This is a genomic window from Streptomyces sp. NPDC111802, assembly GCF_055634335.1.
Genome location: NZ_JBVKCZ010000028.1, coordinates 41,254 through 60,059, shown reverse-complemented (window position 1 = coordinate 60,059; position 18,806 = coordinate 41,254). Strand labels below are relative to the sequence as shown.

The 18,806-nt window shown below is 71.4% G+C and carries 20 protein-coding genes; 5 read left to right on the top strand and 15 right to left on the bottom strand.

Annotated features, from left to right (window positions below; translation table 11 throughout):
• Window positions 1-162: 162 nt before the first annotated feature.
• On the top strand, window positions 163-630 hold the full coding sequence (locus ACZ7NC_RS28365) for an RDD family protein (protein ID WP_471492306.1): 468 nt from the start codon (window positions 163-165) through the stop codon (window positions 628-630).
• Window positions 631-730: 100 nt separating this feature from the next.
• Here ACZ7NC_RS28365 and ACZ7NC_RS28360 read toward each other — a convergent pair whose 3' ends face one another.
• From ACZ7NC_RS28360 to lipB, 4 genes are all read right to left on the bottom strand, one after another.
• Complete coding sequence (locus tag ACZ7NC_RS28360) at window positions 731-1,429, bottom strand: DUF4191 domain-containing protein (protein ID WP_471492305.1); 699 nt, start codon at window positions 1,427-1,429, stop codon at window positions 731-733.
• Between the two features lie 90 nt (window positions 1,430-1,519).
• Window positions 1,520-1,723, bottom strand: coding sequence for an SCO2195 family GlnR-regulated protein (locus ACZ7NC_RS28355; RefSeq protein WP_471492304.1), 204 nt, complete (start codon window positions 1,721-1,723; stop codon window positions 1,520-1,522).
• Window positions 1,724-1,980: 257 nt separating this feature from the next.
• Window positions 1,981-2,970 (bottom strand): lipoyl synthase, encoded by a 990-nt coding sequence (gene lipA / locus ACZ7NC_RS28350; protein ID WP_471492303.1) that lies wholly within the window; start codon window positions 2,968-2,970, stop codon window positions 1,981-1,983.
• A 54-nt stretch (window positions 2,971-3,024) separates the two neighbouring features.
• Window positions 3,025-3,861 (bottom strand): lipoyl(octanoyl) transferase LipB, encoded by an 837-nt coding sequence (lipB, locus tag ACZ7NC_RS28345; protein ID WP_471492302.1) that lies wholly within the window; start codon window positions 3,859-3,861, stop codon window positions 3,025-3,027.
• Between the two features lie 281 nt (window positions 3,862-4,142).
• On the opposite strand from lipB, the gene ACZ7NC_RS28340 reads away from it, so the two are divergent.
• Window positions 4,143-5,582: a regulator gene (locus ACZ7NC_RS28340; protein WP_471492301.1), complete on the top strand. Its 1,440-nt coding sequence runs from the start codon at window positions 4,143-4,145 to the stop codon at window positions 5,580-5,582.
• A 48-nt stretch (window positions 5,583-5,630) separates the two neighbouring features.
• Here ACZ7NC_RS28340 and ACZ7NC_RS28335 read toward each other — a convergent pair whose 3' ends face one another.
• Complete coding sequence (locus tag ACZ7NC_RS28335; RefSeq protein WP_471492300.1) at window positions 5,631-7,016, bottom strand: NAD(P)/FAD-dependent oxidoreductase; 1,386 nt, start codon at window positions 7,014-7,016, stop codon at window positions 5,631-5,633.
• A 170-nt stretch (window positions 7,017-7,186) separates the two neighbouring features.
• On the bottom strand, window positions 7,187-8,092 hold the full coding sequence (locus ACZ7NC_RS28330; protein WP_471492299.1) for a TIGR01777 family oxidoreductase: 906 nt from the start codon (window positions 8,090-8,092) through the stop codon (window positions 7,187-7,189).
• A 71-nt stretch (window positions 8,093-8,163) separates the two neighbouring features.
• On the opposite strand from ACZ7NC_RS28330, the gene ACZ7NC_RS28325 reads away from it, so the two are divergent.
• Window positions 8,164-8,664: a GNAT family N-acetyltransferase gene (locus tag ACZ7NC_RS28325; RefSeq protein WP_471492298.1), complete on the top strand. Its 501-nt coding sequence runs from the start codon at window positions 8,164-8,166 to the stop codon at window positions 8,662-8,664.
• 1 nt (window position 8,665) lies between these two features.
• Here ACZ7NC_RS28325 and ACZ7NC_RS28320 read toward each other — a convergent pair whose 3' ends face one another.
• The 3 genes from ACZ7NC_RS28320 to ACZ7NC_RS28310 all read right to left on the bottom strand — a co-directional run bounded on the left by ACZ7NC_RS28320 (window position 8,666) and on the right by ACZ7NC_RS28310 (window position 11,024).
• A complete protein-coding gene (locus ACZ7NC_RS28320; protein WP_471492297.1) occupies window positions 8,666-9,850 on the bottom strand; it encodes a MarP family serine protease in 1,185 nt (394 codons plus the stop codon).
• 556 nt (window positions 9,851-10,406) lie between these two features.
• On the bottom strand, window positions 10,407-10,595 hold the full coding sequence (locus ACZ7NC_RS28315) for a hypothetical protein (protein WP_471492296.1): 189 nt from the start codon (window positions 10,593-10,595) through the stop codon (window positions 10,407-10,409).
• Between the two features lie 81 nt (window positions 10,596-10,676).
• Entirely contained in the window at window positions 10,677-11,024 is a 348-nt protein-coding gene (locus tag ACZ7NC_RS28310) for a hypothetical protein (RefSeq protein WP_471492381.1), read from the bottom strand.
• Between ACZ7NC_RS28310 and ACZ7NC_RS28305 the strand changes: the two genes are divergently transcribed.
• The gene (locus ACZ7NC_RS28305; RefSeq protein ID WP_471492378.1) at window positions 10,914-11,651 is read left to right on the top strand and encodes a peptidoglycan recognition protein family protein; all 738 of its coding nucleotides are present in this window, start codon (window positions 10,914-10,916) and stop codon (window positions 11,649-11,651) included. The genes ACZ7NC_RS28310 and ACZ7NC_RS28305 overlap by 111 nt on opposite strands.
• A 272-nt stretch (window positions 11,652-11,923) precedes the next feature.
• Here the strand turns inward: ACZ7NC_RS28305 and ACZ7NC_RS28300 are convergent, their stop codons facing one another.
• Window positions 11,924-13,063: a lipid II:glycine glycyltransferase FemX gene (locus tag ACZ7NC_RS28300; protein ID WP_471492295.1), complete on the bottom strand. Its 1,140-nt coding sequence runs from the start codon at window positions 13,061-13,063 to the stop codon at window positions 11,924-11,926.
• A 70-nt stretch (window positions 13,064-13,133) separates the two neighbouring features.
• On the opposite strand from ACZ7NC_RS28300, the gene ACZ7NC_RS28295 reads away from it, so the two are divergent.
• Complete coding sequence (locus ACZ7NC_RS28295) at window positions 13,134-13,346, top strand: hypothetical protein (protein WP_471492380.1); 213 nt, start codon at window positions 13,134-13,136, stop codon at window positions 13,344-13,346.
• A gap of 35 nt (window positions 13,347-13,381) precedes the next feature.
• Here the strand turns inward: ACZ7NC_RS28295 and ACZ7NC_RS28290 are convergent, their stop codons facing one another.
• The 5 genes from ACZ7NC_RS28290 to ACZ7NC_RS28270 all read right to left on the bottom strand — a co-directional run bounded on the left by ACZ7NC_RS28290 (window position 13,382) and on the right by ACZ7NC_RS28270 (window position 18,802).
• Entirely contained in the window at window positions 13,382-13,900 is a 519-nt protein-coding gene (locus ACZ7NC_RS28290; RefSeq protein WP_471492377.1) for a DUF4240 domain-containing protein, read from the bottom strand.
• Window positions 13,901-13,967: 67 nt separating this feature from the next.
• On the bottom strand, window positions 13,968-14,942 hold the full coding sequence (locus ACZ7NC_RS28285; protein WP_471492294.1) for a helix-turn-helix transcriptional regulator: 975 nt from the start codon (window positions 14,940-14,942) through the stop codon (window positions 13,968-13,970).
• 75 nt (window positions 14,943-15,017) lie between these two features.
• Entirely contained in the window at window positions 15,018-17,720 is a 2,703-nt protein-coding gene (gene aceE, locus ACZ7NC_RS28280) for a pyruvate dehydrogenase (acetyl-transferring), homodimeric type (RefSeq protein WP_471492293.1), read from the bottom strand.
• A 367-nt stretch (window positions 17,721-18,087) separates the two neighbouring features.
• Window positions 18,088-18,555 (bottom strand): hypothetical protein, encoded by a 468-nt coding sequence (locus tag ACZ7NC_RS28275; protein ID WP_471492292.1) that lies wholly within the window; start codon window positions 18,553-18,555, stop codon window positions 18,088-18,090.
• Between the two features lie 115 nt (window positions 18,556-18,670).
• Complete coding sequence (locus ACZ7NC_RS28270) at window positions 18,671-18,802, bottom strand: hypothetical protein (protein WP_471492291.1); 132 nt, start codon at window positions 18,800-18,802, stop codon at window positions 18,671-18,673.
• Window positions 18,803-18,806: the final 4 nt, after the last annotated feature.

The following is an 18,806-nucleotide window of genomic DNA, read 5'->3' as shown; positions in this document are numbered from 1 at the left end:
GGTAGTTCGTTCGTGCGGCCAGTGCGGTGGCACACGCTGACCTCGACCCTAGGGACGGGTGATTTCTCAGGCGTGACTCATTTGTTTCACCCACGTTAACCGGACATCCCATACCTCACCCCACCTGTCCGTATCGCAAAACGCGCACAGTACCGTGGACGCGTGGACAAGAGGCAAGCAATCGGATCCTGGCTCTCCGGCCCCCGCGCGGCCGCCGAGGAAGCCGGTGTCGAGTTCGGATACCGGGGTCAGCAGCTCGGCCTTCCGGAGGAGGGACCGGGCTCCATCGCCCGTCCGGGACGACGGCTCGGAGCACTCGCCGTGGACTGGGGCATCTGCGTCTTGATCGCATACGGTCTCATCACCGACGGCTACGGCCAGGCGACCAGCAACTGGGCCCTGCTGCTGTTCTTCGTCATGGGCGTCCTGACCGTAGGCACGGTCGGCTTCACCCCGGGCAAGCGCCTCTTCGGCCTGCGTGTGGTCTCCCTGGACACCGGCACGGTCAACCCCCTGCGCGCCCTGCTGCGCACGGCCCTGCTGTGCGTCGCCGTCCCGGCCCTGATCTGGGACCGCGACGGCCGCGGGCTGCACGACCGGTTGGCCGGCACCGTGGAAGTGCGCATCTAGCGGTCGTATCGCAGCGGTCGTATGACAGCGGTCGTATGACAAAGGGGGCGCCCGGAGTGGCCGGGCGCCCCCTTTCTCGTACGTTCTCGTACGAGGGGGATCAGCGGGCCTTCCCGCCCTTCGGCAGCTTCATGCCCTTGGGCATGGGCCCCTTCGGCAACGGCATGTTGCTCATCAGGTCGCCCATGGCCTTCAGCCGGTCGTTGGTGGCGGTCACCTGGGGGCCGGTCAGCACGCGGGGCAGCTTCAGCATGGTGGTCCGCAGCTTCTTCAGCTCGACCTGACCCTCACCGGAGCCGACGATCAGATCGTGCACCGGCACGTCGGCGACGATGCGGTTCATCTTCTTCTTCTCCGCGGCCAGCAGGCTCTTCACCCGGTTCGGGTTGCCCTCGGCGACCAGCACGATGCCGGCCTTGCCGACGGCCCGGTGGACCACGTCCTGGCTGCGGTTCATCGCCACCGCGGGCGTCGTCGACCAGCCCCGGCCGATGTTGTCCAGCACGGCCGCTGCGGCGCCCGGCTGGCCCTCCATCTGCCCGAAGGCCGCCCGCTCGGCCCGGCGCCCGAAGACGATCGCCATCGCGAGGAAGGCGAGCAGCAGGCCCAGGATGCCGAGATAGATGGGGTGACCGATCAAGAAACCGATCGCGAGGAAGACACCGAAGGTGACGATTCCGACAGCCGCGAGTACAAGACCGATCTTCTTGTCGGCCTTGCGGGTCATCTTGTAGGTCAGAGCGATCTGCTTGAGTCGCCCGGGATTCGCAGCGTCCGCTGCCGTGTCCTTCCTCGCCATGCCACGAAGTCTACGTGGCCCCGGGAGCGCCGACGACGGCGGTGTCTCGGGGCTGAGCCGATACGCGGCTCCGCCGGGTGGGCGGAGCGGTCAGGGGCGGCGGACGGAGGTGGCCTGGTCCAGGACGCGCTGCGCCTCGACCCGGTCCTTGGCGCGACGGCGGTCCTCCAGCACGGACGTCCAGGCGTTGCGACGGGCGGTGCGCTGGCCGCTGCTCATCAGCAGCGATTCGACGGCACGGAGTGCAGTGGTGAACGACGGGATGGCGGTGGCGCGAACCGGCGCGGCCTGCATGGTGGAGGTCCCCCCTCGGGAATGGCGGCTTGGGTGAGTGGTGCACGGGCTGTACAACCAGGGTCACTGATTGGTGTTACCAGGGCGTGACCGACCGGTCAAACACCAATGAAGCCTTAATACGTCGCCGGAAAAGCTTGACGCGGCCCTGACGGCCCCCCTATCTGCGGGGACGTCCAGGGCCGCGTCAATCGGCTGCTACCGAGGAGTAGTTGCTTGTGCGCGGATTCACACGAGCAGAGTGGCACTCCGTGCCATCAGACGGCCTGCGAGGCGACGTAGGAACCACCCCGCTGCGGAGCAGCTGAATGTCGCTGTTCGACGGCCATCTGGTACAGCCGCCCGGCCCGGTAGGAGGACCGCACCAGCGGTCCGGACATCACACCGGAGAAGCCGATCTGCTCGGCCTCGTCCTTCAGCTCCACGAACTCCTGCGGCTTGACCCAGCGCTCCACGGGGTGGTGCCGGACGCTCGGGCGCAGGTACTGCGTGATGGTGATCAGCTCGCAGCCCGCGTCGTGCAGCTGCTTCAGTGCCTCGCTGACCTCCTCACGGGTCTCGCCCATGCCGAGGATCAGATTGGACTTGGTGACCAGGCCGTAGTCGCGGGCGTCGGTGATGACCTTCAGGGAACGCTCGTAGCGGAAGCCCGGACGGATCCGCTTGAAGATCCGCGGGACCGTCTCGACGTTGTGCGCGAAGACCTCGGGGCGTGAGGCGAAGACCTCCGCCAGCAGCTCCGGTTCGGCATTGAAGTCCGGGGCGAGCAGCTCGACCTTGGTGTGGCCGCCCTCGCGGCCGGCGGTCTGCTGGTGGATCTGGCGGACCGTCTCGGCGTACAGCCAGGCGCCGCCGTCCGGGAGGTCGTCGCGGGCCACGCCGGTGATGGTGGCGTAGTTCAGGTCCATGGTGACCACGGACTCGCCGACGCGGCGCGGCTCGTCCCGGTCGAGCGCCTCGGGCTTGCCGGTGTCGATCTGGCAGAAGTCGCAGCGCCGGGTGCACTGGTCGCCGCCGATGAGGAAGGTCGCCTCGCGGTCCTCCCAGCACTCGTAGATGTTCGGGCAGCCGGCTTCCTGGCAGACCGTGTGCAGGCCCTCGCTCTTCACGAGGCTCTGCATCTTCGTGTACTCGGGGCCCATTTTCGCCCGGGTCTTGATCCACTCGGGCTTGCGCTCGATGGGGGTCTGGCTGTTGCGGACCTCCAGGCGCAGCATCTTGCGTCCGTCGGGTGCGACTGCGGACACGACCGGCTCCCTAGCGATTGATTCTTCGGCGTTCCCCAGGGTACGCCCGTGGATTTAGTGGCTCGGCGTTGGTGCTGGCCATGCGGGGCTGACCGATACCGGCGACTTCTCGATGAGGCGCGGCTTCAGCTCGGCATTCTCGAGCACGTCCTTCAGGTGGCGCTCGATGACCGGAAGCACCTCGTCGATCGTGACGTCCCGGCCGAGCTCGGCGGCGAGCGAGGCGACCCCCGCGTCGCGGATCCCGCACGGGATGATCCGGTCGAACCACTTGTTGTCCGGGTTCACGTTCAGCGCGAAGCCGTGCATGGTCACGCCCTTGGCGACCCGGATCCCGATCGCCGCGATCTTGCGGTCCTCGCGGCGCTGGCCGGCGTTGGACGGGGCGTACTCGGGGCCGTTCAGACGCGGGTCGAACTCGTCGTCGGTGAGGCGGGGATCGAAGTCCAGGGCCAGTCCGCCGAGGGCGGGGCGCTGCTCGACCGGGTCGCCGAGCACCCAGACCCCGCTGCGGCCCTCGACCCGCGTGGTCTCCAGGCCGAACTCCGCGCACGTGCGGATCAGGGCGTCCTCCAGCCGCCGTACGTGCGCCACGACGTCCACCGGGCGCGGCAGCTTCTGGATGGGGTAGCCGACCAGCTGGCCCGGGCCGTGCCAGGTGATCTTGCCGCCGCGGTCCACGTCGATGACCGGCGTGCCGTCCAGGGGCCGCTCGTTGTCCGCCGTGCGCCGGCCCGCCGTATAGACCGGGGGGTGTTCGAGCAGCAGGACCGTGTCGGGGATCTCGTCCTCGAACCGCGCCGCGTGCACCCGGCGCTGCTCGTCCCACGCCTGCTGGTACTCGACGGCGTCCGCGCCGAATCCCATGCGGACGAACCGCAACTCACTCACGGCAAGCCCCTCCCTGGAAGCAGCCTTGAAGTCGTAAGGCACAAAGCGTGCCTACGCCACTGTACGACCGGGTCGTTCGAGTGCGGTCTCGCGGTCTGCGTCAGCCCGGTAGGGCAATCCTCACACGATCGGATGAATAGGCGGCGTAGTGTGCGATCGACTGCTTACTCTCCGCTACATTCGCGCCGTTCGAGAGGCCAAAAGGGCTGCTCAACGGCAATCCGGGCACTCGAAGGCCGTATGGCCTCGCAAGGCCCGAAAGGCAGGAGACCGCACCGCAGATGACGGAACGACCCGCGCAGCGCACTCCCAACCGCCAGCTCGCCGCGCTCATCGCAGAAGCGGGATTCTCCAACGCGGGTCTCGCCCGCCGGGTGGACCAGCTCGGCCTCGAACACGGGCTTGATCTCAGATACGACAAGACATCGGTCACCCGCTGGCTGCGCGGTCAGCAGCCGCGCGGCACCACCCCCGCCCTCATCGCCGAGGTCTTCACGCGCCGCCTCGGCCGTCGGCTCAGCGCCCAGGACCTCGGGCTCGACGCCTGTGCGCCGGTGTACGCGGGGCTGGAGTTCGCCTCGACTCCTGAGGAGGCCGTCGACATCGTCAGCGGCCTGTGGCGCAAGGACTCCGGCAGCCACGCCGAGCTGCGCAAGATCGCTTTCACCCCGGCCGGGCTCGTCGTGCCCAGCCGGGACTGGCTGATCGGCCGGGCCGACGAGAAGGTCGCCCGCGGGGAACAGCTCGCCCGCATCCCGGTCCAGGGCCGTCCGACGGCGGTGCCCCGCCAGCGCAACCAGGCCGAGCGCGGCCCCGGTCAGAAGGTCACCGGCGGCGACATCGCCGCGCTGCGCTCGGTCGGCGAGCTGTTCCGCTCCCTCGACGACATGTACGGCGGCGGCCACGCCCGGCAGGCGCTCGTGCGGTATCTGGAGCACGAGTGCGAGCCGATGCTGCGCGGCACCTACGGCGAGCAGACCGGCCGCCGCCTGTTCGCGGCCGCCGCCGACCTGACGAGGCTCGCGGGCTGGACGTCGTACGACATCGCGGCGCACGGGCTCGCGCAGCGGTACTTCGTGCAGTCGCTGCGCCTCGCCCAGGCGGCCGGAGACCGGCCGTACGGCTCCTACGTCCTTGTCACGATGAGTCGCCAGGCCGTCTACCTCGGGCACGGCCGCGAGGCCGTCCAGCTGGCGCGGGTCGCCCAGCAGGGCGTGGGTACCAGCGCGCCACCGGTGGTGCAGGCGCTGTTGCACTCGTGCGAGGCGCGCGGGCACGGCGTACTGGGCGAGGTGCGCGCCTGTACGGCGTCGCTCGTGCGGGCCGAACGCGCCCTTGAGGCCGCGCGCCCCGGCGACGACGTCCCGTACTGGGCGCGCTTCTTCGACGAGGCACAGCTGGCCGACGAGTTCGGGCACTGCCACCGGGATCTTCAGCAGTTCCGTGCCGCCGCCCAGCACGCCGAGCGTTCCCTGCAGCTGCGCGCCCCCTCCTACGCGCGAAGCCGCCTGTTCTGCCGCGTGGTCCTCGCCTCCGCCCGCCTGGGGCTCGGCGAACTCGACCAGGCGTGTTCCCTGGGGGCGGAGGCGGCCGGTCAGGCCGCGGAGATGCGGTCCGTGCGGGCGGTCGAGTACGTCAAGGACTTCGAGCGGAGGTTGGAGCCTTATCGGGACGCGGCGCCGGTGAGGGGGTACCGGGACAAGGTGGCGGCGCTGTTGTAGAGGCTCGCCGACCCCGCGCCCCTCGGGGGCGCGGGGACACCGCGTATTTCATGCCGCCGCTCGTAACGGCTCCGCCCGGTGCAGCGAGCCCGCCGACCCCAGGTCCGTCAGGATCGCCGCCGTGGCCCGGTGGGCCGAGTGCAGGGCGCCCTGAACCGTGCTGGTGTCGCGGTGGTCGCCGCAGACGTACAGGCCGGCCAGGAGGCGCACCGGGCGGCGCAGGTCGTGTGGTGGGCGCATCGCCGGGACAGCCTCCGGGGTGTGCTGCACGGCGAGCGTCTCCCAGCGGGCCGTGGAGGTGCCGTAGAGGCGGGACAGGTGCATCCGTACGGCCGTGTCGATGTCGGGCGGCGGCGTGCCCAGGACCGTCGAGGAGATCAGGGCACGGCCCGCCGGGGCGCGGCTCGGGTCGACCTGGCTGATCACCGCTGTGTGTGCGACCGGGCCGCTCCGGTCGGCGTCGAGCAGGAGGGAGGCGCCGGTCGTCGGGGGTTCGTCGGTGGTGTGGTGGAGGACCGTCACCGGGTGGAAGTCCGGCACGCGCAGCCCCGGCAGCAGCTCGGCGGCGGTCCGCGCGTCCGTCGCCACCAGGACGGCCCGGCAGCGTATCTCGCCGTGCTCCGCGGTGGTCACGGACGTCGTGGCCACCGATGTGACCCGCACCCCGGTGTGCACGGTCCCCGGTGGCAGCGCCCGCGCGAGCAGCTCCGGCAGCGCCTCGGCGCCGCCCTCGGGCACGCACAGCCGCCCGCCGGCGAAGGCGCGCAGCGCGAGATCCGCGCATCGGCTGGACGTCGTCAGCTCCGGGTCGCACAGCAGCGCGGCCAGCAGCGGCCGCAGGAAACCGTCGATCGTGCGCGCGGGAAGCCCGCGCGCCGCGAGGGCCTGGGCGGCCGGCAACTCCGGCCGGGCCAGCAGCCGTTCGACGGGGGAGGAGGCGAAGCGGGCGAGCGCGGCGCCGAGCCGGGCCTGGTCCACGGCGGTGCCCAGCGGAGCGCCCGCGCGGACCCTGGGGACCTGCCCCGGAACGCCCCGCACGGAGGTGGTCCGAGGGGCGCTCGCCAGGGCGCGCACCGCATGCAATGCGCCCCTCGCGCGCCTGGCCCCCATCGCGCTCGGCACCGCTCCCGCGCGTTGCCGGCGTCCGTCGCTGTGCAGCAGGACCCCTGGCGCGAAGGGGCGCAACGCCAGGTTGTCGAGGCCTGGTGTCAGGCGTAGGTCGGGATGTGCCATCGCGGGCATCGTCAGGAGTTGCCCGATCCGGTCGAGCCGGAACCCGTCGACCTTCTCGGTCGACATACGGCCGCCCGGGTAAGGGGCGGCCTCCAGAACTGCGGTCCTTACTCCTGCGCTGGTCAGTCGATGCGCCGCGGAGAGTCCGGCGACCCCGGCTCCCACGATGACGACGTCCGCCTGGTACGCGGGCTCAAGCACGTGCCCCTCCTCGAGGTTGCGCGGCCGGTGGAGACGTCATGCCCCCAACAGGCTCCGGGGATACCCGAGTTCGGGACGAGGTTAGGGCCGTGATCGGTCAGGAACAGTCGCGCATCGACAGTGCACGGTCGCACAGCGGTCGCATACGGACTCCCGTCCTCGGTTGGTGATTACCGGGCGACCGCCCGGATCGCCCCCTCGATCTCCGGGAACGCGAAGACGAACCCGGACTCCAACAGGCGCGCGGGCAGCACCCGTTGGCTGCCGAGGACGTCCCCGGCCATCTCGCCGAGCACCGTCCGCAGCACCGGCGCGGGAACCTGGAACAGCGTCGGCCGGTGCAGTACCCGGCCCATCGCCTCGGTGATCTCACGGTTCGTCAGCGGTTGCGGGGCTGTCACATTGAACGGGCCCGACAGGTCGTCCCGGTCGATCAGATGCCGGATGGCGGCCACCTCGTCATGCAGCGAGACGAAGGACCAGTACTGCCGTCCGTCCCCCAGCCGTCCGCCGAGGCCCGCCTTGAACAGCGGGAACAGCCGCCCCCAGGCCCCGCCGTGGCGGGCCACCACCAGTCCCGTGCGCGGGAACACCGTCCGCACGCCCGCCTCGCGCGCGGGCGCCGCCGCGCCCTCCCACTCGACGACCAGCGAGGGCAGGAAGCCCTCCCCGGCCGGGGCGCTCTCGTCGACGGCCCGCTCGCCGGTCTCGCCGTAGTAGCCGATCGCGCTGCCGCTGACGAAGACCCGCGGTCGCTGATCGGGCTCCAGCGACGCCATGGCCTCGGCGAGCGCCGCCGTGCCCAGCACCCGGCCGCTCCGCAGCTTCGCCTTGTACTCCTCCGTCCAGCGGCGCGAACCCACGTTCGCCCCCGCCAGATTGACCACCGCGTCGCACCCGGCGAGCCCCGCCGCGTCCACGGCCCCGCCCTCCGGGTCCCACCGCACCTCGTCCCTGGACCTCGGCGCGCGGCGCACCAGACGCACCACTTCATGCCCGTCGGCGGTCAGGGACCGCACCAGGGCGCCACCGATGAGGCCGGAGGCCCCGGCCACCACGATTCTTGAATGTTCCATGAAATCCATCCTGCCCGTGACCAGATAAAACCCCGGTTGGCATCCCTTCCCCCGGACGTAGGGTGGCGCTCATGCCCGCACCGCACCAGCCGCCGAACATACGCATCGCCCTGCCCGACGACGACGAGGAACTGTCCCTCCTCGACCGCGGCACGTGGTCGCCTCTGCACGCGGTGACGCCGCCCCCGCAGCCGCCCTACGCCCCGTTCTTCGACGAGCGTCACGCCCCCGGGGACCATCTCGTCGCCGAGCTCGACCGTCGTATCGTCGGCTATGTCCGGCTGGGCTTTCCCACCCCGCTCGCCTCCAACGCGCATGTCCGGCAGATCCAGGGGCTCGCGGTCGCCGACGAGGCCCGGGGACGGGGCGTCGGCCGGGCGCTGATCCGAGCGGTCGTCGAGGAGGCCCGTCGCAGGGGAGCGCGCCGTCTGACCCTGCGCGTCCTCGGGCACAACACACCGGCCCGCAAGCTGTACGAGGCTGAGGGGTTCGCGGTGGAGGGGGTGCTGCCGGAGGAGTTCTTCCTGGACGGTCAGTTCGTGGATGACGTCTTCATGGGGCGGCAGCTCTGAATCACGAGGTGACGAGATCCCCGGTGTCCACGGCGGCCGTCGAGGCCGCGGCACGTCTGGCGTCGGCGGCGACCTCGGCCGCCGTCAGGACGTAGCCGGTCTCGTCGTCGGAGGTGGAGCGGGCGAAGACGACGCCGAACACCTTGCCGTCGGTGGTCAGCAGCGGGCCGCCGGAGTTGCCGGGGCGGACGGTGGAGCGGATCGAGTAGATCTCGCGGGTGACGGTGTCGTCGTTGTAGATGTTCTGGCCCGTCGCCCGTACGCGGTTCGCGACCGTCGCCGCCTGGAGGTTCAGGTCGCCGTCCTCCGGGTAGCCCGCCACGACCGCCGAGTCGCCGCGGGTGGCGTCGTCGTCGAACCGCAGGACGGGGGCGCGCAGCTCGGGGACGTACAGCACGGCGACGTCCCTGGCCGGGTCGAAGAGCACCACCCGTGACTCGTACGACCGTCCGACGCCGCCGACCCGGACGCCGGGGTCGTCGATGCCGGCCACCACGTGGGCGTTGGTCATCACGTGCTCCGGGGCGTAGACGAAGCCGCTGCCCTCGCGGCCCTGGGTGCCCGAGGCGCCCTCGATCTTGACGGTGCTGAGCTTGGCGGCGTTGGTCGCGGCCGCCGTGACGCTGTCGCCGGAGGGTTTGGCGACCTCGGCGGTGGACTCGTTCTCGAACGGGTTGAAGACCTGCGGGAAGCCCGCTTCGGTGAGCGCGGAGGTGGCGCGTGCGAACCAGGCCGGGGTGGTGTCCGGCATGGCGTCCTGCACGGTGCCGAGGAGCCGGGAGTCCCGGATCGCCGCGGTGAGCACCGGGGAGGAGGACGCGGCGAGGACGCTGGCCGCCACCCAGGCCACGATCAGCACGGCCACCGAGTTGGCCACGGCCCCGCCGATCCCGTCGGCCGCCCTGAGCGGCCCGCGGTCCAGCTCCCGGCGCAGCCGCAGCGCGAGCCGCCCCGCCAGCTCGTGCACCACCACGGCCGGGACCAGCACGGTGAGCACCGCCGTCACCGTCGCCTGCGTCGTCCCCGGCGTGACCAGGTCCATCATCCACGGCAGGATCCATACGCCGATCACCGCGCCGCCCACGAAGCCGGCGAGCGAGACGCAGCCGGCGACCAGTCCTCGGCGGTAGCCGGACGCCGCGTAGGCCAGGATCACCAGCAACAGCAGGATGTCGAGCAGGTCCACTGAGCCGCCTTTCTCTCGGACCCCTTAGTACGCGCGCGAGGCGCCCGTTGATCAGCACACACGCCCACGTCGCCGGGAACCGGCCACGCTGCGTGCACCAGGAGAAACGTCCTGGACCGGGACGATGGTTCCACTGCGCGTCACACCACACATCGCGGGCGGACCGGATCCGTCGGACAGTAGGACCATGCGTGTCTTCCGACGGGTCACCCGAAGGGTCTTCCGGCCAACACGGGGGAGACGAAGACCTCGTGCCGTACGAATACCGTGGGCTGCGCGGATGTGGGCGGTGGGGTGGGGTGCGCAGATTCAGGCCACACGGGCTGAGGGGGCGCGCGGGGCTGGAGCGGGGCGCGTAGAGGTTGCGGCGCGCGGGGCGGGCGTGCGGCAGGTCGAGGAGCAGCAACGGCCGGCCTTGCGAGCGCCACAGGCCGAGGAACAGCAACCGCCGGCCTCGCAAGCGCCGCAGGCCCGACCGGATCGGCCGTCTCGTGCCCAGCGGGCGTCTGATGCCCGTCAGGCGTCCCGGGCCCAGCAGCCGCCCGATGTCCTGCGGTCACCCCCTGTCCAGCAGCCCTCCCACGTCGAGGCGCAGGACCCGATCCGGCGGTCCGCTGGTCCCCAGCAACCCCCGCTCGACCCGCGCAGGTCCCGAACCCGGCGGCGGCTTCGAGTCGAGCGGCAGGATGCGGTCCGGCGGTCGGCCGGGGCCCAGCAGCCAGCCGGTGATCAGCGGAAATCCCACGCCCGGCGCAAGTCCCGGATCCGGTCGCGGCTGCGAGTCGAGCGACGCGAGCCGGTCCGGCGACCGGCCGGGGCCCCGCAGTCACCCCCTGCCCAGCAGCAGTCCCGAATCCGGCGGCGGCCACCGTACGAGCGCGATGACCGGCTCCGGCGACAGCTCGGGGCCAAGGGCCAGGGCCGAGCCGGGGCGCAGCGGTACGTCCGGCAGCGAAATCGGAGTGGGCAGCGGCCCCGGACCTGGTTGCAGCGGCACCTCCGGCAGCAAGGCCGGATCTGGTTGCGGCCCCGCCCCGGGGACCGCGTCCCCGTCGGGCCGCTCGTGGTGCTCGCCTCCCTTCCGGGGCTCGCCGCCCTTCTCGCGCTGGTGCTCTGTGCGCGGGGAGTCGAGCAGAGCGCGGACGTGGCCGAGCGGCCTGTCGCGGCTAGGCATGCGGGGGCGTATCAGGCGGCCCGGCCGCACATCGTGCCGAGGACGGCCTGGCTGAACGACGACGCCCGTCGGGCACAGCCGCCCCCGCGCTACGACGACAAGGTCGTCGCCGTGTTCGTGCATCACACCGACTCGCCGAACGGGTACGACTGCGCCGACGTGCCGCGCATCATCCGGGACGTGTACACGGGCCAGACCGGCTCCCGCGACTGGGACGACATCGGCTACAACTTCCTCGTCGACCGCTGCGGCACCATCTACGAGGGCCGCGCGGGCGGCATCGACCGAGCCGTCACCGGCGCCCACACCCAGGGCTTCAACCACCGCACCACGGGCATCGCGGCGCTCGGCACCTTCACGGCCGGCGTACCCGTGCCCAAGGCGATGACCGACGCGATCGCCGCGATCGCCGCGTGGAAGCTGGGGCTCTCCGGCACGGACCCCCGCGCGACGGTCCGCCTGACCTCCAGCAACAGCGAGAGCCGCTACTCCGCCGGCACCAGCGCCAGGCTCCCCGCCGTCGCCGGCCACGACGTGGGCTACATGACCAGCTGCCCGGGCGAGGCCCTCAGCGCCCGCATCCCGGCGATCAGGGAGACGGCGGCCCGTCTACAGGGGAGGCCCTGAGCGGGTCCTGAGCGCCTCGCGTCGGGGGAGGTCCTGAAACGCGCTGCCTGCGCCCTCAGACAGACCTCTCACCGGCCCGCCTCTGCCTCCGGTGCTCAGGGAGAGCGGTCCGTCTCTGGCCAGGCCTTGAGCGCCTCGCCTGCCCCGCAGGTAGACGTCTCACCGCCCCGTCTCCCGGAGACCAGGGAGACCACCGCCCGCCACCAGGGCAGGCCATGTGCATGCGTCCAGTCCAGCCCAGCCCAGCCCGGTTCAGCCCCCGCCTTCGCGCCTCACCTCCGCCCCAGATAAACCCCCACCGCCCGCTGAAGCGCCTTCCCCTGGCTGCCCACCGGTCGCTCCCACTCCCCGAGGTACTCCACCGCCCTGCCGCCCGCCCCGGTCTTGAACAGGAGGCGTCCGAGCAGACGGTCCTCGGTCAGGGTCGGGGTGATGGAGCGCAGGTCGTATGTGCGCGCTCCCGACTGTCGGGCGTCGCCCAGCATCCGCCACAACAGCGCGCTGCTGGGCCGTAGTTCCCGCCCCCGGCGGCCGGACGCGGCGTACGAGTGCCAGACCCGGGAGCCGACGCTGATCATGAGCGCGGCGGAGAGCACCTCGCCGTCGTACTCGGCGACGTAGAGCCGGAGCCGGTCGTCGTCCATGGCGTTCAGGGCCGCCCACATGCGCTGGAAGTAGCTCAGCGGGCGGGCTCGGAACCCGTCGCGTTCGGCGGTCGCGGTGTACAGGCGGTAGAACTCCGGCAGATCGGTGGCCGTGGCCCAGGACACCTGCACGCCCGCTCGCTCCGCGGTGCGCAGGGACTGCTCCCAGCGTGGTGCGAGGGCGTCGCGCAACTCGTCCATCGAGCGCCCCGCCAGCGGCACCTGGCAGCCGTAGCGCGGCTGACCGAGGCCGAAACCGCTGCCGTTGCCCTCCGCGCACCGCCGCCACCCGAGCCGCCCCAGCCGCTCCGCGACGTCCAGCGCATGTCCGTCGAGGCCGTCGGCGGGCAGATCGTGCAGATTGCGTACGTCGGGGTCGGCGACGCCCGCCGCGACCGTGTCCGCCTCCCAGTGCCGTACGACCAGGGGCGGCCCGATCCGCACCGAGAACGCTCCGCGCCGCTCCACATGGGCGACGAGGGCGTCCAGCCAGCGGTCCACCCGCGGCGCCCGCCAGTCGATCCCCGGCCCGTCGGGAAGGTAGGCGAGGCAGCGCCGGGTGCCGGGCAGCGGGCGGTACAGAACCAGCGCGGACGCGATCAGGACCTCACCGGCGGGCCCGTCCTCGAACCAGCCGACGCTCTCCGACCGCCAGTCGGGCTTCACATCGCCCCACTCGGGAATCTGGAGATGGCTCGCGTCGGGGTACAGCCGCAGATGGGCCAGGTGGTCCTCGCGTGTGATCTCCCGTACGTACGGGCTGGTCATGGGCTGGATGCTCCTGTTCGGGGCGGCCACCGTAAGCCGGAGATCACGCAACAGGTCAAGAGACCGATGCGTGAACCTTCCCAGCCCGCCCGGTGACGTCGGTCACCAGACCCGGGTCATGGCCTCCGTCACCGCTCGACCGACGCTCAGCCTCGGACCGGCCGCCGTCACGGCCTCCGCGCTGGACCAGGCCAACAAGGCGCCGATGCACCACGCGGTGAAGGCCGAGCAGACGCAGGCGTACATCCCGTCGGACCCGGGCCGCAGGCGGGTCGTGGCCTGACACCCGGCCCTGCCCTGCCCGGCCCTGCGCGAGGCTCAGTCCTTGAATCGCTCCCACAGCCGGGGGAAGCGGTCCGCCAGCGCCCGTTCGTTCTCGAAGTCGACCGGCGTGCCCTCCGGTTCCGGGGGCGCGGGCGGGATGCCGAGGTCGGGGGCGACCGTGCCGGTGAGCTGTTCGTAGGCCTCGTCCGCGGCGTAGCCGAGCTCCTCGGCGTCGCCGTCGAACTCCTCGTCGAAGTCGTCCAGCAGATCGGCCAGCGAGTCGGGGTCGTGCACCCCGCCCTCGTACACCTCGCGGCCCTGTCCGATCAGCCAGCACCGGAAGAAGTCGAACGCGTCGTCGCTGGCCCCGTCCAGCAGGACCCAGGCGGCACCCCACAGGTCCCAGGTGTACGCGCGGTTGTAGCGGGCCTCGAAGTGACGGGCGAAGTCGAGCACCGCGTCGGGGTCCAGTTGGAGAAGCCGGTCCACCAGCAGGTCGGCCTGCTCCTCGGGGTCACCGTCGGCGTCTTCACGGGTGCCGTCCACCAGCTCCCAGAACTCGGTCTCGTCCATCACGGGTCCAGCATCGGCCCTGGGCGGGCGGGACGCACGTGGAGTGTGGCGGATTGTTATGGGCGCCTCAGCCGCGATACAGCGCGGCCAGCCGTATCGCATCGTCGGCGAACCGCTCCCTGAGCTCCCGCGGCGCCAGCACCTCCACCTCCGGCCCGAGCGCCGACAGCTGGGTGTGGGCGACCTCCCAGGACTCCACCGGGAGCGTCAGCGTCACCCAACCCTCCTCGTCCGGGGCGCCCGCCGTCTCCAGCGCCTCCCGCGCGGACTGCGGATCGACGCTGTACGGCAGTCTGCGCACCCCGCCCGGGGACACCCGCGCCACGACCTCGGCCCGCAGAATGGACCGCGCGAACTGCTCGGCCCGCTCCTCCCAGAAGCCCGGCAGATCGAACTCCTCGTCCCGTTCGAACCGCTCGTCACCGGTGTCCACGGCGGTGAACCGGTCGATCCGGTACACCCGGTACGACCCGTGCCCCGCGACCCGGGCCGCCACGTACCAGACCCCCGCCTTCAACACGAGCCCGTACGGCTCCAGCTCCCGCTCGACCTCGCCCTCCCCGCGCCGGTAGCGCGCCACGATCCGCCGGTCGTCCCAGACCGCGTCCGCGACGGCCGGCAGCAGCTCGGGGGTCTTCGGTTCCCTGAACCAGTTCGGGGCGTCCAGATGGAACCGCTGGGCGGCGGAACGGGAGGCGTCGCGCAGGGAGGGCATGAGGGCCGCCGACACCTTCAGCCGGGCGGCGGAGGCGGCGTCCTCCAGGCCCATCTCCCGCAGCGCGCCCGGAACACCGCTGAGGAACAACGCCTCGGCCTCGCTCCGCCCGAGCCCGGTCAACCTGGTCCGATACCCCCCGATGAGCCGGTACCCACCGGCCCGCCCCCGGTCCGCGTACACCGGAACCCCCGCCTCCGACAACGCCTGCGCGTCCCGCGTCACGGTCCGCTCGGACACCTCCAGCTCGCGCGCCAGCTCGGCAGCGGTCATGGAGGGCCGGGACTGGAGCAACAGCACCATCTTGATCAGCCGGGCAGCGCGCATACCGCCATGATGCCGGGGGCCACTGACAACGAAGGGGTACGGCAGCCGCCGTACCCCTTCATCGAGCGCCGGCTTCTACAGGCCGTACTTCTCCCGGGCTTCCTTCACCGCCGTCGCCTTGACCTCGCCCCGCTTCGCGAGCTGGGCCAGGGCCGCCACGACGATGGACTGGGCGTCGACGCCGAAGTGGCGGCGGGCCGCCTCGCGGGTGTCGGAGAGGCCGAAGCCGTCGGCGCCCAGGGAGGAGTAGTCCTGCTCGACCCACTGCGCGATCTGGTCCGGGACCTGGCGCATGTAGTCGGAGACCGCCAGCACCGGGCCCTCGGCCCCGTACAGTGCCTGCCGGACGTAGGGGACCCGCTCCTCGCCGCGGAGCAGCGCCGCGTCCGCCTCCAGGGCGTCCCGGCGCAGCTCCGTCCAGGACGTCGCCGACCAGACGTCGGCCGCCACGCCCCACTCCTCGGCGAGCAGCTTCTGCGCCTGAAGGGTCCAGTGGATCGCCGTGCCGGAGCCGAGCAGCTGGATGCGCGGGGCGTTCGCGACCGGGGACAGGCCCGCCGACTCCGCCGTGTTGAAGCGGTACAGGCCCTTGACGATGCCCTGGTCGATCCCGTTCACCGCCGGCTTCGCGGGCTGCGGGAGCGGCTCGTTGTAGACGGTGAGGTAGTAGAAGACGTTCGGGTCCTCGCCCGGCGCCGCCTCGCCGTACATGCGCCGCAGGCCGTCCTTGACGATCGCCGCGACCTCGTACGCGAACGCCGGGTCGTACGTCAGTGCCGCGGGGTTCGTCGCCGCGATCACCGGCGAGTGACCGTCGGCGTGCTGCAGGCCCTCGCCCGTCAGCGTCGTACGGCCGGCCGTCGCGCCGACGAGGAAGCCGCGGCCGAGCTGGTCGCCGAGCTGCCACATCTGGTCGGCCGTGCGCTGCCAGCCGAACATCGAGTAGAAGATGTAGAACGGGATCATCGCCTCACCGTGCGTGGAGTACGCGGTGGAAGCGGCGATGAAGTCGGCCATCGAACCGGCCTCGGTGATCCCCTCGTTGAGGATCTGGCCGTTCTTGGCCTCCTTGTAGTACATCAGCTGGTCCCGGTCGACCGGCTCGTACGTCTGGCCCTTGGGGGAGTAGATCCCGAGGGACGGGAACAGCGACTCCATGCCGAAGGTGCGCGCCTCGTCCGGGACGATCGGCACCCAGCGCTTGCCCGACTCCTTGTCGCGGACCAGGTCCTTGATCAGGCGGACGAAGGCCATGGTGGTGGCCACGTTCTGGGAGCCGGAGCCCTTGTCGAAGGAGGCGAACGCCTTCTCGGCGGGGGCGGGCAGCGGCGCCACCGGGTGCACGCGACGGGCCGGGGCCGGGCCGCCGAGGGCCGCGCGGCGCTCCTGGAGGTAGCGGACCTCGGGGGAGTCGGCGCCGGGGTGGCCGTAGGGGACGACCCCGTCGACGAACTGCGCGTCGGAGATCGGCAGCTCCAGCAGGTCACGCATGTTCTTGAACTCGTCCACCGTCAGCTTCTTCATCTGGTGGTTGGCGTTCTTCGACGCGAAGCCCTCGCCGAGCGTGAAGCCCTTGACCGTCTGGGCCAGGATCACCGTCGGCGCGCCCTTGTGGTCCAGCGCCGCCTTGTAGGCCGCGTACACCTTGCGGGCCTCATGGCCACCGCGGGAGAGGTGGAAGCACTCGAGGATCTTGTCGTCGCTCAGCAGCTTCGCCATCTCGGCGAGCACCGGGTCCTTGCCGAAGAAGTCCTCGCGGATGTAGGCGGCGTCGCGGGTCTGGTACGTCTGCACCTGCGCGTCGGGTACCTCGCGCAGGCGGCGTACGAGCGCGCCGGTGGTGTCGAGCTGGAACAGCTCGTCCCACGCCGTGCCCCACAGCGACTTGACGACGTTCCAGCCGGCGCCGCGGAACTGGGCCTCCAGCTCCTGCACGATCTTGAAGTTGGCGCGGACCGGACCGTCGAGGCGCTGCAGGTTGCAGTTGATGACGAAGGTCAGGTTGTCCAGGCCCTCGCGGGAGGCGAGCGCGAGTGCGGCGGTCGACTCCGGCTCGTCCATCTCGCCGTCGCCGAGGAACGCCCAGACGTGGGACTGGGAGACGTCCTTGATGCCTCGGGCGGTGAGGTAGCGGTTGAAGCGCGCCTGGTAGATCGCCGACAGCGGGCCGAGGCCCATGGACACCGTCGGGAACTCCCACAGCCAGGGCAGGCGGCGGGGGTGCGGGTACGACGGGAGGCCGTTGCCGCCGGCTTCCTGACGGAAGTTGTCGAGGTGCTGCTCGGTCAGGCGGCCGTCGAGGAAGGCACGGGCGTAGATGCCGGGGGAGGCGTGGCCCTGGATGTAGAGCTGGTCGCCGGAGCCGTCGGCCTCCTTGCCCTTGAAGAAGTGGTTGAAGCCGGTCTCGTAGAGCCAGGCCGCGGAGGCGAAGGTGGCGATGTGGCCGCCGACGCCGTGTTTCGAGCCGCGGGTCACCATCGCGGCCGCGTTCCAGCGGTTCCACGCGGTGATCCGGCGCTCCATCGCCTCGTCACCGGGCACGGACGGCTCGGCGGAGGTCGGGATGGTGTTGACGTAGTCGGTCTCGAGGAGCTTGGGCAGCGCGATGCCGTTGCCCTCGGCACGCTCCAGCGTGCGGCGCATCAGGTACGCGGCACGGTGCGGCCCGGCCGCCTTGGTGACGGCGTCCAGGGAGGCCTGCCATTCGGCGGTCTCCTCGGGGTCGCGGTCCGGGAGCTGGTCGAGCTCGCTCGGCTGGATGGCGTTGGGGTCGGTCATGTCGCCGCCTTCCTCAGTCGAAGGGGGTTCCCTCATCGTCAAGGGTTCGGGGGTGCCCTTTGTCTTTGGCAGGACAGGGCGGAGGCCTCGGTGCTGTGACACCATGCGACTCCCGCCGCGCGGCCCGTCGGCGACTGTAACTCGCTGATCGATGATCGATCAAAGGGTGGCGGGCTAAAAAGCGCCTGTACGAAGAAATTGGCATCCGGTGCCGGGCTATCAGGCACGCCGTGCCGCGTTTTCCCTGCTCACCTGAGTTGCGGACGGCTAGCTTGGGCGGCTTGAAGGGGTTACCGGAAAGCGTGCCGGTAAGTGCTGAGCGTCACTGGGGACCAGCGCCCCAGTGACGCTCAGGAAGCGGGCGGGCTCATCCTGTCGTCGTCTGCCGGGTCGTCCCGGGGTCCGCCCATTCGGTCGTGGACGGCGGGCCCTGCTCGGCCTCGGCGGGTTGCCGCTCCATCTGTTCATGCTGCTGGCGATGGCGGGCGGACTGCTCGCGCGTGATCACCTCGGTGGCGGCACCGACGGCGAACGCGACCGGCCAGGCCATGGCTCCGGCGACGGTCATGCCCCCGAGGATGCCGTAGAAGGCGAGCCGGCGAGGCGGGGGGACCAGGGAGGTGGCCGTCGACGTGGCTGTGGACGCGGCCGTCGATGTCGCCTTGCGTGCGCCCGAGAACATGTCGCCCGGTGTCACGTAGGGAATGGGGACGCGGGGGTGTGCGGTGTGCAGGTGCATCACCTTGCCGCCGGTCCGCTTCTGCTCGGCCTGGTCCCCGGCCCCGGTCGGGGCGGGCTGCTGTGCTTGCTGGGTCTGCGGTTCTGGGGAAGTCATCGCCGTCCTCCCCTGCTGGAGGCTTGGGTAGGGGGTCCTCCCAGCCGCCTTCCATGGCCTCAACCGGATAAACCCGGCCTGAACGGACAATTCATTCAGGCCGCGCGGGAGCCGGTCAGGCGCGGGCGGCCGCCGGAGCGCCGCTCGTGGCGAACGCCTTCCAGAGCTGGATGGCCAGGCGCACCAGGACGGCCTCGAGGAGGGCGACCGCCACCTGGGTCAGGATCGTGCTGAGGATGTGCGGCATGATC

What these genes read in the sequence shown, in the direction of transcription:
- ACZ7NC_RS28360 (WP_471492305.1), bottom strand. Translation starts at nt 1,429, where the DNA reads ATGGCGAGGAAGGACACGGCAGCGGACGCTGCGAATCCCGGGCGACTC.
- ACZ7NC_RS28355 (WP_471492304.1), bottom strand. Translation starts at nt 1,723, where the DNA reads ATGCAGGCCGCGCCGGTTCGCGCCACCGCCATCCCGTCGTTCACCACT.
- ACZ7NC_RS28340 (WP_471492301.1), top strand. Translation starts at nt 4,143, where the DNA reads ATGACGGAACGACCCGCGCAGCGCACTCCCAACCGCCAGCTCGCCGCG.
- ACZ7NC_RS28330 (WP_471492299.1), bottom strand. Translation starts at nt 8,092, where the DNA reads ATGGAACATTCAAGAATCGTGGTGGCCGGGGCCTCCGGCCTCATCGGT.
- ACZ7NC_RS28325 (WP_471492298.1), top strand. Translation starts at nt 8,164, where the DNA reads ATGCCCGCACCGCACCAGCCGCCGAACATACGCATCGCCCTGCCCGAC.
- ACZ7NC_RS28310 (WP_471492381.1), bottom strand. Translation starts at nt 11,024, where the DNA reads ATGCCTAGCCGCGACAGGCCGCTCGGCCACGTCCGCGCTCTGCTCGAC.
- ACZ7NC_RS28300 (WP_471492295.1), bottom strand. Translation starts at nt 13,063, where the DNA reads ATGACCAGCCCGTACGTACGGGAGATCACACGCGAGGACCACCTGGCC.
- ACZ7NC_RS28290 (WP_471492377.1), bottom strand. Translation starts at nt 13,900, where the DNA reads ATGGACGAGACCGAGTTCTGGGAGCTGGTGGACGGCACCCGTGAAGAC.
- ACZ7NC_RS28285 (WP_471492294.1), bottom strand. Translation starts at nt 14,942, where the DNA reads ATGCGCGCTGCCCGGCTGATCAAGATGGTGCTGTTGCTCCAGTCCCGG.
- aceE (WP_471492293.1), bottom strand. Translation starts at nt 17,720, where the DNA reads ATGACCGACCCCAACGCCATCCAGCCGAGCGAGCTCGACCAGCTCCCG.
- ACZ7NC_RS28275 (WP_471492292.1), bottom strand. Translation starts at nt 18,555, where the DNA reads ATGACTTCCCCAGAACCGCAGACCCAGCAAGCACAGCAGCCCGCCCCG.
- ACZ7NC_RS28270 (WP_471492291.1), bottom strand. Translation starts at nt 18,802, where the DNA reads ATGCCGCACATCCTCAGCACGATCCTGACCCAGGTGGCGGTCGCCCTC.